This is a genomic window from Paenibacillus sp. 32352 (genome assembly GCF_002042965.1).
Lineage (GTDB): Bacteria > Bacillota > Bacilli > Paenibacillales > NBRC-103111 > Paenibacillus_S > Paenibacillus_S vulneris.
On sequence record NZ_MZNT01000013.1, the window covers coordinates 206,506 to 222,306 of the forward strand.

13 protein-coding genes are annotated in these 15,801 nt (G+C 51.3%); 2 read left to right on the forward strand and 11 right to left on the reverse strand.

Translation table 11 applies throughout. The annotated features are described in order from the left end of the window. Positions 1–16: 16 nt before the first annotated feature. Positions 17–994, reverse strand: a complete 978-nt coding sequence (gene speB, locus B1728_RS27000; RefSeq protein WP_079913528.1) for an agmatinase — start codon at positions 992–994, stop codon at positions 17–19. Positions 995–1,324: 330 nt separating this feature from the next. On the opposite strand from speB, the gene B1728_RS27005 reads away from it, so the two are divergent. After that, a complete protein-coding gene (locus B1728_RS27005) occupies positions 1,325–1,933 on the forward strand; it encodes a transglutaminase-like domain-containing protein (RefSeq protein ID WP_079913529.1) in 609 nt (202 codons plus the stop codon). A 154-nt stretch (positions 1,934–2,087) separates the two neighbouring features. On the opposite strand, the gene B1728_RS27010 is transcribed toward B1728_RS27005, so the two are convergent. Together B1728_RS27010 and B1728_RS27015 are read right to left on the reverse strand one after the other, a co-directional pair. Next, entirely contained in the window at positions 2,088–4,763 is a 2,676-nt protein-coding gene (locus B1728_RS27010) for a YhgE/Pip domain-containing protein (RefSeq protein ID WP_079913530.1), read from the reverse strand. A gap of 117 nt (positions 4,764–4,880) precedes the next feature. Beyond that, complete coding sequence (locus tag B1728_RS27015; protein WP_079913531.1) at positions 4,881–5,963, reverse strand: Gfo/Idh/MocA family protein; 1,083 nt, start codon at positions 5,961–5,963, stop codon at positions 4,881–4,883. Positions 5,964–6,155: 192 nt separating this feature from the next. On the opposite strand from B1728_RS27015, the gene B1728_RS27020 reads away from it, so the two are divergent. Beyond that, a complete protein-coding gene (locus tag B1728_RS27020; protein WP_079913532.1) occupies positions 6,156–7,373 on the forward strand; it encodes an MFS transporter in 1,218 nt (405 codons plus the stop codon). A gap of 284 nt (positions 7,374–7,657) precedes the next feature. Here the strand turns inward: B1728_RS27020 and B1728_RS27025 are convergent, their stop codons facing one another. The 8 genes from B1728_RS27025 to B1728_RS27060 form a co-directional block, all read right to left on the reverse strand. Beyond that, entirely contained in the window at positions 7,658–8,854 is a 1,197-nt protein-coding gene (locus B1728_RS27025; RefSeq protein WP_079913533.1) for an MFS transporter, read from the reverse strand. 22 nt (positions 8,855–8,876) lie between these two features. Continuing rightward, positions 8,877–9,320: a MerR family transcriptional regulator gene (locus tag B1728_RS27030; RefSeq protein ID WP_079913534.1), complete on the reverse strand. Its 444-nt coding sequence runs from the start codon at positions 9,318–9,320 to the stop codon at positions 8,877–8,879. A gap of 275 nt (positions 9,321–9,595) precedes the next feature. Beyond that, the gene (locus B1728_RS27035) at positions 9,596–10,411 is read right to left on the reverse strand and encodes an ABC transporter permease (RefSeq protein WP_079913535.1); all 816 of its coding nucleotides are present in this window, start codon (positions 10,409–10,411) and stop codon (positions 9,596–9,598) included. A 1-nt stretch (position 10,412) separates the two neighbouring features. Further along, positions 10,413–11,189 carry an ABC transporter ATP-binding protein gene (locus tag B1728_RS27040; RefSeq protein WP_079913536.1) on the reverse strand — a complete coding sequence of 259 codons (777 nt, stop codon included), beginning with the start codon at positions 11,187–11,189 and terminating at the stop codon, positions 10,413–10,415. A 4-nt stretch (positions 11,190–11,193) separates the two neighbouring features. After that, positions 11,194–12,258, reverse strand: coding sequence for an ABC transporter substrate-binding protein (locus B1728_RS27045; protein WP_079913537.1), 1,065 nt, complete (start codon positions 12,256–12,258; stop codon positions 11,194–11,196). A gap of 129 nt (positions 12,259–12,387) precedes the next feature. Continuing rightward, positions 12,388–12,882 carry a DinB family protein gene (locus B1728_RS27050; protein WP_079913538.1) on the reverse strand — a complete coding sequence of 165 codons (495 nt, stop codon included), beginning with the start codon at positions 12,880–12,882 and terminating at the stop codon, positions 12,388–12,390. Positions 12,883–12,975: 93 nt separating this feature from the next. After that, a complete protein-coding gene (locus B1728_RS27055; protein WP_079913539.1) occupies positions 12,976–13,560 on the reverse strand; it encodes a sulfite oxidase-like oxidoreductase in 585 nt (194 codons plus the stop codon). Between the two features lie 57 nt (positions 13,561–13,617). Then, a complete protein-coding gene (locus B1728_RS27060) occupies positions 13,618–15,801 on the reverse strand; it encodes a PAS domain S-box protein (protein ID WP_079913540.1) in 2,184 nt (727 codons plus the stop codon).

Here is a 15,801-nt window from a genome sequence, read left to right on the forward strand (position 1 = left end):
CAGCAAAAGCAAAGAATTACGAGCCCGCCACTGCCTCCGGCACCTTCTCTCCCATTGCATCCCGTTTATTCAAGGCCAGCAGCGTAATGACCTCATATACGATATGAGCGGCATTCAGCGCCGTCACTCTGGCCGGATCGCGGTCCGGCAGCACTTCAACAAGGTCGAAGCCAATGATATTCAGCCCCTTCAGCCCGCGGAGCATCTGAATGGCCTCGTAGGTGCTAAAGCCTCCGACCTCGGGAGTCCCCGTCCCCGGAGCAAATACCGGATCCAGGAAGTCGATATCGAACGTCAGGAAAACCGGCCTTTGACCCACCCTCTGCTTAATTCGGCTGCATAAAGCTTCAGGGCCAAGCTGTTTCACCTGATCCGTCGTCAGCAAATCATAGCCAAGCTCTCTGGTTTCCTCGTAATGCGTAAGGCTCGAGCACCCCCTCATTCCCATTTGGATAGAGCTCGACGTATCGATCCAGCCTTCCTGAGCCCCATGCCAGAACATGCTGCCGTGAGAAAATGGGCGATTGTCATCCACAGGCTTCCAAGCATCCGAATGGGAGTCAAAATGGACCAGACTGATCGGACCGTATGTCTTGGCGGCAGCCTGAACATGCGGGTAGGAGATCGAATGGTCGCCGCCCAAAATAACCGGTATGATTCCCTTGTCAAAAATAGGCTGCAGCTGTTCCTTGATCGCCTCGTAGCTCTGCTCGATATAACCGGGGTACACCATCAAGTCCCCATAATCAATCCCCGATAAATACTCGCTGGAATCGATCCCCTGTGCAGGATTCGTCGGCCGAATCCGTTGAGACATTTCCCGAATGGCCGAGGGGCCGAACCGAGTCCCTACAGCAAAGCCGGCACCGGTATCGAACGTATTCCCTATGACCGCATAATCCACATGGTCCAGCGTCCGCACATGCGGTAAATGCATAAATGTGCGAATTCCCGCAAAACCCGGCTTCCCTTTTTCAAATAATGGACGATACATCCAACAGCACCTCCGCATCAAAATAGTTTCCTTCCTAACACCTTACTGCGCCACCACACGCAAAAAGCCGCCCTCTTTATCGAAAAGAAAGCGGCTCTGTTGCCGAATCAAGCCTGACGATGCCGTTAAGCTTGAACTATGTAATTGTGCGGTTTATGTTATTTAAGTTAACATTTATATCCCATATAGTCAACTTGTTTTTTAAAAAATTAATTTTTTTCCTCAAAGCCATTGACAAAATCCCGATCAAAACCCATAGTGTTTTATACTAAGTAACACATAGATGACATTGAATGGAGTACAAAACCAATCAGGAGGCGTTGCAGCTCTATGAATCTTGTATGCGAATCTGATCACTTAACAGATTATTTATCTGAGTCGGAAGTCGTCGATTTCAGCCATCCGGCTATACAGGCCGTCGCTCAGCGGATCCGCAAGGACGCGGCCGACGAGCAGGCATGGGTCAAAGCCGCATTCGAGTTTGTGCGGGATGAGATCGATCATTCCTGGGATATTCAAGGCTCCATTGTCACTAGAAGGGCCTCGGAAGTGCTTGAGCATCGCCAGGGCATCTGCTATGCCAAGTCCAATCTGCTGGCCGCGATCCTCCGCAGCCAGGGCATCCCGACAGGGTTCTGCTACCAGAAGCTGACGCTAGGCGATACCCCGGACACCGGCTATTGCATTCATGCCCTGAACGCAGTCTACCTCGATTCGCTGCAGCGTTGGATACGCATTGACGCCCGCGGTAACAAGGAAGGCGTACAGGCGGAGTTCTCTACAACCGAGGAAAAGCTCGCTTTCCCAATACGCACGCATTATGAGGAAATCGACTATCCTGTCATTTACGCTCAACCCAATGCCAAAACGATGGAGACCCTCGCCAGCCATACCGACGTATTGACGATGTATCTTCACCGTCTCCCCACTGACTTGTGATAGAGCAGAGCGAAGCATTCTGCGGGTGGGTAGTTCCCTGGCAGCTTTCTTTTTATCTCGTTAATCTTTAGTAAGGTTAAGCTTCCTTGCTGGCGAGTACACGACCAAGAGCCCCCTCGGTACCATTCCGCCTTGGGGGCCCTCCTTGCAGCTGTTAAGGAATGAGCTTCGTCTGTCTCGCTTTCTCCGCAACCCGTTTGGTGTAGCCGCTTAAGGGCTTTTTCAACGCCAAGGCGACTACGTAGCACAAGATAATGAACACGATCAGGAAGAAAATGTCCTTAAGCGCTACCTCCCAAAGAATGCCTCCGACCGCCTCCCGCATAAGCCCGACCGCATAAGTAAACGGCATGAACGGATTCAAGCTTTGGAAAAACGGCGCCGCCGTGCTCACAGGGAACGTCCCTCCCGAGCTTGAAAATTGCAGAACAAGGAAGATGATCGCCAGCCCTTTGCCGATATTGCCGAATACGGACACCAGCGTATAGGTAATGGTGATAAAGACATTGCTGATCAGGAAGGCAAACAGGACGAACCATAGCTTATGCACTACGTAAGTCCCAAGCAGGAAGAAATCGCCGAGCGATACGATCAAGGCTTGAGCCAGACCAATCGTAAGGAATATGCACAAGCGGCCGAAATAAACCTCATAGCTCTTGTACACCCCTTCGGATCCTTCCACATCCACTCTCATTAACGAGACTAACAGCATAGCGCCTACCCAGAGGGAAAGCGTCGTGTAAAAAGGAGACATCGCCGAGCCGTAATTCGGGATCGGATATTTCTTGTCTTCCTTAATCAGAATCGGATTGGCAAGAAAATCACTTTCCTTCTGAATATCGTTTTGCAAAAACCGGAGCAGCTCGCTGATGCTGCTGCCGCTCTCCAGCCTTCGAATTTGATCCGCCGTTTTGCGGACGGCGTCTTCGAATTCCGGAAGATTGTTTCTGACGAGCCCTGCGACTTGATGAACCGCGCTCTCCAGCTCGGAGAACCTCGTCTGGTATAAATTCGAGAGCTTGCGCAGCTCATCCTCCAGGGCAGGCAGGTCATTTCTCACAAAATCAGCCGCCTGATGAACCTTTTGCTCGATCTTCGGCAAATCGTTATGGATGAACGGCACCGCTTCATTAAGCGCGGCTGTAAAATCATTCATTTTACTCTGAATCGTGCCCGCAGCTTCATGGATTCGTGCGCGAATCTGCGGCAGATCCTTTTGCAGCGCATCCAGCTCGGTCTGGGCGAAGCGGATTCCCGCTTGGGCATCCTGCAAAATCGCCTGAATATCTGGCAGCTTGGACTTCAATGTCTGCAGCACATCCGACGCATTGACGGCAACGGATTGGAGCTGCTTCAACGCCTTCGTTATATTCGGCACAATCTCCGAATCGTACCGGGATAGAATGTCTCCCAGCGCGGCGCTCGCATCCTTGGATAGCTTGTTCAAATTATCGACGATTTCTTTAGCTGGCCGCTCGCCTTTTTGAATCGAAGTGACGATGGCATTAATCAGCTCTACCTGCTGGCTGAAATTCGTCCTTACGGTCGTCAGCCTATCAATGACATTACTGAGAGGGCCTCCCGGCAAGTAGCTGTTCAGCCTTGTGAACAGATCTATTTGATGATCCAGTACCTTGACCGCCGTACTCAGCCGATCGGCCAGGAAGCTTAATACGCCGAGCAGCGGTTTAGGGTCGATATTGGCATCCTGCAGCTGGCCGGTGATTTGCGTCACAGCATCCGCCGTTTGCTGGAGCAGGATCAAGTCCTGCTTAATAACAGGTACAAGCGCTTGAAAAGCGGCATCATTTTTTTGCAGGAAATCATTCACCAGATCGGCGAAGGCTCCGCCATTCGTCGCTATAGCTTCCAGCTTAGGCAGTGATTCGAGCGCCGCGCCGACAATCTCATCCGCCTTGCGGGCGTCATTAATGGCCGTATTCATCGCATCCTCGACCTTGTAAAAGTTCTGGTCCAGCTCGACGAGTCGGTCGGCCGCCCTCTGGATCTCCGGCAGCTTCTCTTGAATGAGCAGCACATCATTGGCCACCTCATTGACCTTGGGCCATTGCTCCTCCACCCTGAGCAGCGCAGCTCCGGCTTTATCGATCTCCGGAATTTTCTGCTCCAGCTCGACGATCTTGTCCCCCTTCTCGCGAAAATCGGGCAGCTTCTGTTCAATATCCAGCACCCTGTTGCCCATATCCTCAATCTCAGGAAGACGCGTTTCCAGCTCGAAGATGCGCTCCTCAATCTTACGGATGGTCGGCAGCTGCTGCTCGAATCGAAGGCCAAGCTCCTGCATTCTTGTCAGAACGGTCTCGCTCACCGTTTTAATAAAATTTTCGCTGATTTGCGAGGTGACGCTGGTCGCTCCTTTTTCCGTAATTTTCGGGGCGACCGCATTAATCTTTTCGTTAACCGTATATTGGATCTCGGGCTTCTGCACTTGTCCTTCCAGCACCTTCGCAATCTTCCTGGAGAAGTCGGCCGGAATAAGCAGACTGGCGTAGTACGTCCCCCTCTCCACGCCGCGGATCGCCTCCTCCTCATCCACGAAGATCCATCCCAGCTTATGATTGTCCTTCAAGCTTTCGATGACCTCGTTGCCGATATTGAACTGCTTATCCTGCACGGTCGCCCCCTCGTCCTTGCTGGTAACCGCAATTTTGATGCCGGATGTGTTCGCGTAAGGGTCCCACATCGCTTTCAGGTTAACCCAGGCATAGACGGAGGGCAGAATCGCAAGAGCTATCATCAGCAGCAGACCCGTAGGTACTTTGGCAACATTCCATAAATCCGTCTTGTATATTTGAAATATTCGTTTCATTCGCCATCCACCTAAAAGAGCGTCATTTGTTGTTTAATTTCTCCTTACCTGCCATATTCCATACTCCGTTCTTAGGACAGCGAAGCTTATCGGAGGCAAGGCTTTTATCAAATCTGTTTACAGAGCCCACGGCTGACGTTCGGCCACTACGCTCTGCCCTGTTGCTATCGCTTGCTCGATCATTAAGCCCAAATAGTGATCCTGGGACGCTTCCCTTAAGCTGTAGAAATCCGGCCCGCCCGCCGCGTAATCGGCCATATGCATCAAGCACGTGGCGATAGCAATTTCGTCATCGTACAGCCTTGCGGGTGCAAACGGATTGTCATAAACCCACTGCTCTCCCGCTATAATCCCTTTCAGGAAATAGCCTTCCAGATTCTCTTCTTCTCCCCGGTTAATCCGTTTGAAATCCATATACAGAGGCGTCTCATAATCAGCCAGCACGCGAATCCGGTGATCGAAGATCTCCCCTCGCTGCCCCCTTACGGACAGATGATTCGAGCGGGTCCAGGAGCGATGCTGATCCTTCGTAAAATCATAGATCCCGAGCTTCCCGCCGAAATCAAGCCAAGCAAGGTCGCGCTGCAGCGGAATCAATCGCTCCTCCGTCGGAGGGCCGCTGCGGGTCGGTCCCGCCACCCAATCGGATTCGAACCTTTTGGCCTGAATCGTTACATCTTCAAAGCCCGCGCCCAGCATTTTCCTGATCAGGCTGACCCCATGATACAAATGCGAGATGGATACGGTCGCTTCCGTTACCCGCCCTAGTCTCCCTGAGCGAATAAAAGCCAATCGCGCCGCATGCGCCGGCTGGTAATGATACTGCTCCGCCACCTGAACCCGAGCTCCCTTTAAGGTGAGCTTGTCATGAAGCTCGAGCAAGCCTTCGAGATCCGGAGCCGGCGGCGTCTCCGACAGCGCAGGAATGCCAAGCTCCGCCAATTGGAGCAAATACTCCTTACAGGCAGACCGGCTGACAGATACCACGACAAAATCCGGCTTTTCCTTATTGAGCAGCTGCTCCAGCGTCGGATAAGCAGGAACGTTCCATTCTTGCTCAAGCCTGCGTCCCTTGTCAGGGTCCCTGACGACCAGACCGCTAACGCGGAACCGCTCCGGAAGCGCTTGGGCAATTCGAAGATAAAACTGCGCTCGGAAGCCTCCGCCGCCTATAATACTGAACGACACCGGTTTCTCCATGATCAATCCCTCCTGTTGTGCCAATCATCTCCATCTAAAATAACTCATATTTCCATTTAATGAAACTGATTTTCGTAAATTCAGCAGAACGAGCCTCCCATTACATTCTATCGTTCAAAAAAAAGATTTTATCGGGAACCGCCGCTTATTAATGGTATGATGAACAAAAAAGTGAAGAGGGAGTGCTTCTTAGTGAATTTTTCCTGGAAACGCAATCTTTTCGTATTGTGGATCGGCACCTTTCTGGTGAGTATGGCTTACTCGGTATCCATCCCCTTCATGTCCATTTTTTTGCAAGAGGACCTGGGCGTCCACAACCATCTCGAGGCATGGACCGGCGTCATTTTTGCCTCCACCTTTTTAGCCAGCTCGCTGATTGCGCCCTTCTGGGGGTCGCTCGCCGACAAGTACGGCCGAAAGCCAATGATGCTGAGAGCGGGCATCTGCTTGGCCATCGCTTATTTCTTGTATTATATCGTGCAAAATCCTTATGAATTGATCCTTGTCCGGATCATGGAAGGCCTGCTTGCCGGCTACATTCCATCCGCCATCGCTTTGGTAGCGACCAATACGCCGGAAAAACATATCGGTTACGCGCTCGGCATCATTTCCACCTCAAGCGCGACGGCATCCATACTGGGGCCTTTGCTCGGAGGCGTCGTCAGTCATCTGATCGGACCGCGCGATACGTTCTTCGTCGCGGGCGTGATGGTGCTTATCGCGTTCGTCATCGCCATCCTGTGGGTGAAGGAGCCTTCCTTTAACAAGACCGATGCCAAGCGTTCCTCCATTGCAAACGATCTGAAAGTGGCCGCTTCGAACAAACCGTTAATGTCGGCCCTGCTCATAGTGTTCATTACGTCTACATCCATCATGATTCTGGAGCCGTTATTAACGATCTATGTATTGAAGCTCGGCTCCAGCCAATCCTCTGCATCGCTGAATGCAGGCATTATTTTCTCCGCCGTCGGCATCGCGACATTGATCGCCGCACCGCGTTGGGGGAAGCTCGGAACCAAACTCGGGTATGAGAAGGTGCTGTTCATCGGCCTGCTCGGCGGCGGCATAGGCAACCTGCTGCAAATTGCCTTCCACAATCTGATCGGCTTCGGATCGCTGCGCTTTGTGTACGGTCTGTTCTTCGCAGCCGTCTATCCTGCCTTGAACGCCTTCATCGCGCAGATGACAGACCCGGGCTTCCGCAGCCGCGCGTTCAGCTTGAACCAGTCGGCGAACCAGATGGGACTGCTGCTTGGCCCTCTGATCGGCGGCTTCCTGGCATCTCAAACCTCGATCCCTATCGTGTTCGCTATCAATGGGTGTATGCTTCTTCTCGTTGCGGTCTTATTGAAAATCCCGAGATTTTCGTTCCATACCAGCCCTGCCTCTTTGAAGGAAACTTCCAAGTAGCTTTCCTCCTACCCTGTAAAACATAAAAAGCCGACCTTTTTTTGAGGTCGGCGAATGAGAAGCCTTTAGCTTCGTGAAATTTGCTATATAAGGAAGTGGGGTATGCCTCGAAGGAGTTTACGTCCGCCTTTGAAACCCGTGAACATACCATTAATTTTAATCAAAGATTCACGGGTTTCAACAGCGGCTGGAGGGGCATATCCCACTGGAATATAGTAGCAACATTTCAAGTGAACCAGGCTTCTCATTAATAAAGCCGGCCTCAACAAGGCCGGCTTTTTATGTTAGTGTGACGATTCTGCCCGATCAATATGCAACAAATGCTTCCGGCTGCTCAATACGAGCAGAACAGAGATAAGCACGAAGCAGCCGCCTACGATGAACGGCACATGAGGGTTATACCACTCGGCCAGCTTGCCTGCAAACCACGGAGCGATCGCTCCTCCAAGGAAACGCAGGAAGCTGTATGCCGCCGAAGCGGTTGGACGCTCGACCGGAGCGGCCTGCATCACCGCCGTCGTGATCAGCGTATTGTTGTTCCCCAAGAAAGCGCCCGCGATGATAACCGCGATAATGACGATCGCTTTGCTCGACGTCCAAATCCCCATCGCAAACAAGGTTAAAGCAAACAAGGTCAGCATGATGCACATGGAGGAGATGGTGCCGTATCGTCTTTCAAGCTTAGGCGCCATGAATACGGATGTGGCTGCAAGAAGAAGTCCCCAGCCGAGGAAGACGTACCCCAGGCCCCGTTCTTTCAGATGCATAACGAATGGCGAATAAGCCAGCAAGGTGAAAAATCCGAAGTTATACAAAAATGCAGTCAGTCCGAGCGTCAGCAGCGCACGGTATTTCAATGCCCGGAACGGGTCCATCAAGGAGCTTTTAGCCTTCGTTAGCTTCTTCGTTTTTGGCATCATGATGAGAAGGAAAACAAAAGCGACCACCATCAGCACGCTAACGCCGAAGAACGGGCCGCGCCAGGAGATGGAGCCAAGCTCCCCGCCCAGCAAGGGACCAACGGAAATCCCTAGACCAATGGCCGCTTCATAGAGAATGATGGCTTGGGCCGTTCCTGCAGTGGATAAGGAGACGATGGCGGATAATGCCGTAGCGACAAAAAGCGCATTCCCGAGTCCCCAGCCGCCGCGAAGCCCGACCAGAGTCCAAATGCCGTTAGAAGCGCCGCCCAATGCGGCGAATATAGCGATGATGATAATCCCCAGCAGCAAAGTCCATTTGGTACCCAATCTGGACGACACGACGCCTGTAATCAGCATGGCAATGGCCATGACCATGTTATAGCTTGTGAAAAGCAATGTAACCTGGCTTGGGGTTGCATTCATTTTTTCAGCGATGGCGGGCAAAATAGGATCGACAAGGCCGATCCCCATAAATGCGATGATACAAGCAAAGCCTACGGCCCATACCGCTTTGGGTTGACTCAATAACCCTGTTTTCTCTGTTGATGCAGGTTCCATAGTAACGACCAACTCCTATTTATTATTTTTGCTCATTTTCTCCGCTCATTCTGGCTATGGCAGCCTGAACTCGTTGTAGAAAATGCTGAATGTCATCGCGCATTTCCGTCATTTTCTGCAGCTTCTCTTCGAGAATGTCCAGCTGATGCTTCACCACAGGCTCAAGCTCTATTAACTTGGGCAGCTTCTCCTTGTCATCGGAAATTTGCCTGTATCCTTGTCTGTGGGATTCCAGCTCTTCTGTTAAGGCTACATAACGCTGCAGCTCCTGCAAGGAAAACCCCAGGACGTCACGGGCATTAATCAGCCTTTTCAGCCGGTCAATATGCTCCTGCGTGTACAAACGAATTCCGCCTTCACTTCGTTCAGGGGGAGGAAGTAATCCGATCTCCTCATAATATCGAAGCGTCCGTTTGGTCAAGCCGCATTCCTTCGCTACGTCATCGATCTTGAATTTTGCCGTCATCCGAATCATCCTTCTCTTTTGGTCGTATTCTATTATGCTCCAAAGTTAACGTTAACGTCAACTGTAACTTTTAACAAAACATCGATTGTAATATGCTTCGAACCTGAACCACCTATACAAATATCCCTGTAATGCGGGGGCCACAAAGTATCGTTTAGTACTTTGCGTGGGGGTGCCCCGATGCTTTTTTTAAATGTTTCAATATAAAAAAAGACCGCTAATGAATCGGCTGGAGCTCCAGCCTGTTCACTAACGGTCTCTTATTATAGCCAAGCTTATTTCCAAGGCAGCAGCTTGTTTTCAAGCCATTGCAAGCCGCGGTTAAATAGCAAGCCTAACAGCGACAGGACGACAACGCCGACCATAAGCTTCGTCGTAATCATCAGGTTCCCGTAATGGAGTATCATCGATCCTACGCCTTGCTGAGCCGCGATCATTTCCGCCGAAACGAGCAGCAGGAGCGAGGTCCCTGCAGCCAGCTTGAGCCCTGCGAAAATCATTGGCAAAGCTCCCGGAAGAATGACCTTCCGGATCACGTTAAAATGGCTGGAACCAAAGGTAACAGCCGCTTTGATCCAGATCGGATCGACGTTCTTAACTCCGGAAAACGTATTAATAACGACAGGAAAAAATACGCCGAGCGCAATCATCGTAAATTTAGGCGTTTCCCCGATCCCAAGCCACAAAATAATCAGCGGCAGCAAAGCGATCTTAGGAATCGGATAGATCGAGTAAACGATCGGGCTGACAATAGCATCGGCCCATTTGGAGAATCCTAATAACAGGCCGACCACAATCCCGCATACGGCGCCAATGGCGTAACCGACAAGGATACGGTACAAGCTGGCCCACAGGTTCTCATGCAGCTCTCCGCTCGTCAGCATGTCCCAGCCTGCCGAAAGAATGGCCGTTGGGGCCGGCAAAAACAACGGAGGCATAATGCCCATCCGGCAGACCAGCTCCCAGAGCAGCAGAATGACCAGAATCCCGAGTACAGAGGCATACGCCGGTACCTTCAGCTCGAGGAAGGATACCCGGTTGCGGATGACATGGCGCTGCCCGGTTGATTTTTCATTTGATGATGCACTCATGCTATCCCTCCTTCAAAGCTTCTTGGGCGTCATGCCGAATCAGCTCCCAGATTTCATTCGAATAGTTCTCAAAGGCCGCGCGGTGCTCCTCCTTGTCACGGCCCATTTTGGGCAGATCAATGCGGATTTGCGCTTTAATCTGCCCTGGATGGCGGGACAATACGATCACCCGGTCCGCCAAATAGACGGCCTCTTGAATGTTATGCGTCACATAAAGCGTGCTCAATCGGGTACGGTCCCAGATCGACAGCAGCTCTTCCTGCATCAGTGTCCGGGTTTGGGCGTCCAGCGCAGAGAACGGCTCGTCCATCAACAGAAGATCCGGCTCCACCGCAAGCGCCCTTGCGATGCCTGCCCGCTGACGCATACCGCCGGACAGCTGCTTAGGGAACGCCGACTCAAAGCCGGTCAGCCCTACCATATCGATATAATGCTGTCCTTTTTCCTTCTGCTCCTGCTTGCTTACCCCTTGCTCTTCCAGACCGAAGATCACATTCTCATAAACGGTACGCCATGGGAACAGAGCAATCTCCTGGAAGACAATGCCGAGACGCGGCGGCTTCGCCGCATCGAAGCCCTCGAAATAGACCTCACCTGAGGAAGGAGACAAGAGTCCCCCGACAATGTTAAGCAGCGTCGATTTGCCGCAGCCGCTCGGTCCGACCAGGACAACAAATTCCTGCTCCTCGATGGCGAAGTTAATGCTTTTGAGAGCCGTTACTTCCCGCTTCTTGGAATCGATAAACTTCTTCTCAACGTTATCTACTACGATCCTCATTGCCTTATTTCCCCAGCTGCTTCAGGGCTTCATCCAGCAAGCTCGTATTGACGATACCCGCAGGATCAATCGCTTTATCGATCAGCTTTTCTTTGGCATACCAGTCTACTTGGGTCTTGATGTCGGTAGCGAGAAGTTTTCCGTCACGATCCATGTAAGGCAAGCCCTGTTTCACATTTTCTTCTGGCTGATCCGTGTATTTGGCAATGATTTTAACAACCTCATCATAGTTGGCTCCAGGAACCACTTTGCCGTCCTTCTGAGTCAATACCGCGTCATAATAGTAACGAGTCGCTTTGGCATAAGCCTTCAGGAAACGAACGGACAAATCTTTGTTATCCGCAAGCTTAGGAGAGAAGAATACGCCGGAGGTTTGATATTCAATTTCATCCCCGACTTGTGCCAGGACGCGGCCGTAGCCTTCTTTGGCGACGGTAGTCAAGTTAGGCTCATTCAGCATAACGGAATCCACTTGCTTGCTCTTGAGCGATTCCATCAAGCCTTTAATGCTGTTCAGAGGAACGAGTTCGACGTCCTTCAGCGTCAAGCCATGCTTTTCAAGCAAACGTCCTACCATGTAATGATAGGTGGAGCCTGTTTGGGTAATCCCGATTTTTTTGCCTTTCAGCTGTTCAATGGATTTCACGTCGGAATCCGTAGGAACCATGAAAGCCGTCGAAGAGTACCCTTTTTGCTCTCGGCCTTTATCGGCAACGATCACAAGCTTCTGTCCGCCTGCAACCATGTTGTACAAGCTTGCGGAGATTCCGGTCGCTCCAACCTGCACGCTTCCGCCCGCTGTTGCTACAGCAATCGGTTGTGCCGCGTCAAACCATTTGGGCTTCGCATCGATGCCCTCTTCCTTGAAGTATCCCTTCTCCATAGCAATAAAAATAGGTGCCGAGCTGGTCAGCTTGAGCATGCCGATATCCATCGAAACCGTCTCTGTCTTAGCCGGTGCAGCGGAGCTTCCGGGAGTTGTTGGGGCGGCTTCTTTTTTTCCACAGCCAGCTAGTGCGGCGCCGATACCCATTACTAACGTTAGTGCCAAAAGTGATGCCTTTCTCATGCTGTTTACCCTCCATTTTTTTTATGCGCAATTGCCAAACCTTATATCTGTTCGACGCGTTAAAGCAATTATCCTGCCTAAAACACTTTTTTTATTGAACATTGTTTAAAAATATACCTTCAATACAAATTAATGCTTCCATTTCAAAATATTGTTATCTTGTTCTTGAAGCAGCCGTGCCATATAAACGATTTGCCCCGTATGATACCCGTAATGCACGGTAAGATGGTACAGCAGCCTTCCTATGGGGCGGTTATAGGTAGCGATTCCCGCGTCTTCCGGGTAATGAACCGTCACTTCCCGTTCCAGATCCTGCTCTGATATAGCCGAGAGCACGCTTCGCGACTGCTCCCTAACTTCCTTCAATCGGCCGTACAGCTCCTTGCAGGAGAAGCCTCCTTCAGCTCTGAATTCCGCGGAGCGCTCCCGGGTGTAAGGCAGCCCTCCGATACTGCTTGCAATATTATGGAATTCATTGCCTGCGAGATGAAGACACAGATTGCCAATACTATTAGTCCCCTCTTTCCGCTTCTCCCAAACCTGAGCATCCGAAATCCGATGCAGCGCCTTCTCGATCTTCTCCAGCTCCTGGTCAAGCAAACTTAAAGTCATTGCAATGAACATGCGGCACCTCCCTTGTGTGAATTACATAATTTTACATTTTCTTGGCTGTTCGAACGTAAAAAGAGCCGGCGTAACCGGCCCTCGTTGCGAGAATTAATCGAAATCGTAGCGCTGCTCTTTCCAGGGATTCCCATACATATGATACCCGTTCCGCTCCCAAAAGCCCGGCTTATCGTTCGCCATAAATTCGATGCCGCGCAGCCATTTGGCGCTTTTCCAGAAATACAGATGCGGCACAACCATCCGTACCGGATACCCGTGATCCGGGGTTAAGAGCTCTCCGTTATGCTTCAGGGCAAATAACGAGGTCTCCTTGAGAAAGTCCTCCAGCGGCAAGTTCGTCGTCCAGCCATGCTCGGCATGCAGCATGACATACTTCGCCTCCGGCTTCAGCTTCACACGCTTCATTACCTCGGCGACCGCTACCCCCTCCCATACGTTGTCCAGCTTGGACCAGGTGGTCACGCAATGGATGTCGTTACGGAATTCCTGCCGCGGCAGTGCAATAAACTCCTGGTAGCTGAGCGTCACTTCCTCCTCCACCAGGCCAAACAAGCGAAAATTCCAAAGGCTCATATCGTTGTAATAAGGCACGCTGCCGTAATGCAGCACCGGAAATCCTTGCGTCAACGTCTGTCCCGGCGGCACCCGGGTGGCCGTCTCTTGATTTGCGCTCATCTTCCCTTCCTCCTTCTGGGTTTATAAGGCTGGCAAGCCTTCTGCTTCCTCCCTTTATTATAGCCGCAATGAAGCCAGTTCTTCCAAAGGAATGTCGCACAAGGGCAAACTCATCTCTACCGTCGTGCCTTGATTGACCCGGCTCGTAATAGACATCTTCCCGCCATGATGCTCTATAATTTTCTGGCTTATCATCAATCCCAACCCGGTTCCGCCCTCCTTGGTCGTATAGAAGGGCTCGCCCAGCCGGGGCAGCTTGTCCTCCGGTATGCCGCAGCCCTGATCGATAATCCGCAGCATGGCAAGACCGGTATCTTCCGCAATGGTAAGAACAATATGAATGATTCCGTCGCGGGTCATCGCTTCGATCGCATTTTTCAGGAAGTTAATGATAACCTGCTTGATTTGATTCGGATCGCAATGCACGGCATAGGGACCTTGTCCGGCCGCCAGCTGGATTTCAATGTTTTTCATAATGGCCTGTGTGCCGATCAGCGTCTGGACCTCTTCTACCAAATCCTTCAGATCGGTCCTCCGCAGCTGAAGCGATTGCGGCTTCGACAGCATCAACAGCTCGCTTACGATCAGTTCAATGCGATCCAGCTCCTCCTTCATAATGGACAAATATCTGGGGAACTGCGCATCGGAATGCATCATCAGCTTCACAAAGCCCTTCAGCGCGGTAAGCGGATTGCGAATCTCGTGGGCAACCCCCGCAGCCAATTGACCGACAACGGACAGCTTCTCGGATTTGCGCAGAAGCTCATCCTTTCTCTTCTGCTCCGTTATGTCTTTGACCATAACATAGCAGCCAACCATAGCCTGGCGAATAATGATCGGGGCCGGTGTTATCAGCAGATAGACTAGGGAGCCTTCCTTGCTGACAAGCCGCATCTCCCCGCAATCGAACGATTCTCCTATCATAAAGTGTTGGAACCACTGCTGGGCCCGGCCGGCATCTTCGTAATAGAATAGGTCCGTAAAATGAAAATCATTCAATTCTTGTGCGGAATAACCCGTGATTTGCTCTGCGGCCGGATTGACCGAGACGATATAGCCCGTTTTGTCCAAGGCAATAATGGCCTCGGGATTGTATTTCTTCAGCGAAGTATAGCGGTCGATCGTTTCCTCCAGCAGCTGCTGCATTTTCTTATGCTCGGTTATATCCTGAACGGTGCCATGGATTTTCATTAAACGACCCTGCTCGTCCTTCAATGCAACTCCTTGGAGATGAACATGCTTTTCATCCTCATCCGGCAAAAGAATCCGGCATTCCAGGCTGAAGCTATGACCCTCCAGGGCATTCCTTATTTTCGACACCACCATGGGCTGATCGTCCGGATGGACATACATCAGGAAGCGCTCATACGTTCCGATGCTGCCGCCATCCTTAATGCCATGAATGCGGAGCAGCTCCTCCGAGCATATGATCTCTTTGCTGTCCACATCCCATTCCCAGCTGCCGATAGACGCAATTCGCTGCGCTTCCTTGAGGCTTCTTTGGCTATGGATGAGAGCCTGCTCCGTCTCTATTCGTTCCGTCACATCCCTTCCGATGGAGAGAATTTTATCTATTTCGCCCTCCTCATTCAGGATCAATTTAACAGCCGTTTCAATCCAGACATAATGCCCGTCCGCATGACGAAAACGCGCACATATTTTGTCATGCTCGCCGTACTGCCGGTTCATTATAGGGGCCACGTCGTCCGGATGGAAATATTCCACTAGTTGCCTGCCTATTAACCGGTCCGGTTCGTATCCGAGCAAGCTGTGGACAGCCGGAGACACGCTCAGGCATAGCCCGTCCGCCGTACTACAAACGATAATATCCTGCGAGTGCTCGAACAGGATGGAGGAGATATTGTCCTCGAGCTTTCTATCCGAGATAGCCGTCAAATAAACAAGAAGGCTCTCCGGCGTCCCGTCGTGATTTCGAAGAACCATTACCTGTTCCGCCGCCCATATGACCTGCCCCGTCTTATGGATATAACGAATATCCAGGTGAGCGGAGCCGGTATGTCCCTTTAGCAATTCCTTCAGCTCTCGTTCTTCCTTAGCGCAGTCATCGGAATGAATGAAGCTTCGATGATCCCTCTCTATCAATTCCTGTTCTTCATAGCCGAGCATGCAGCAGAGGGCCGGGTTGACACGATTCCAAACACCATCCATGGATAGAACGGCGATACCTAATGGAGCAAGCAAAAATGCATGTTCATAAAAAGAAGGGTGTTCCAGATGCAT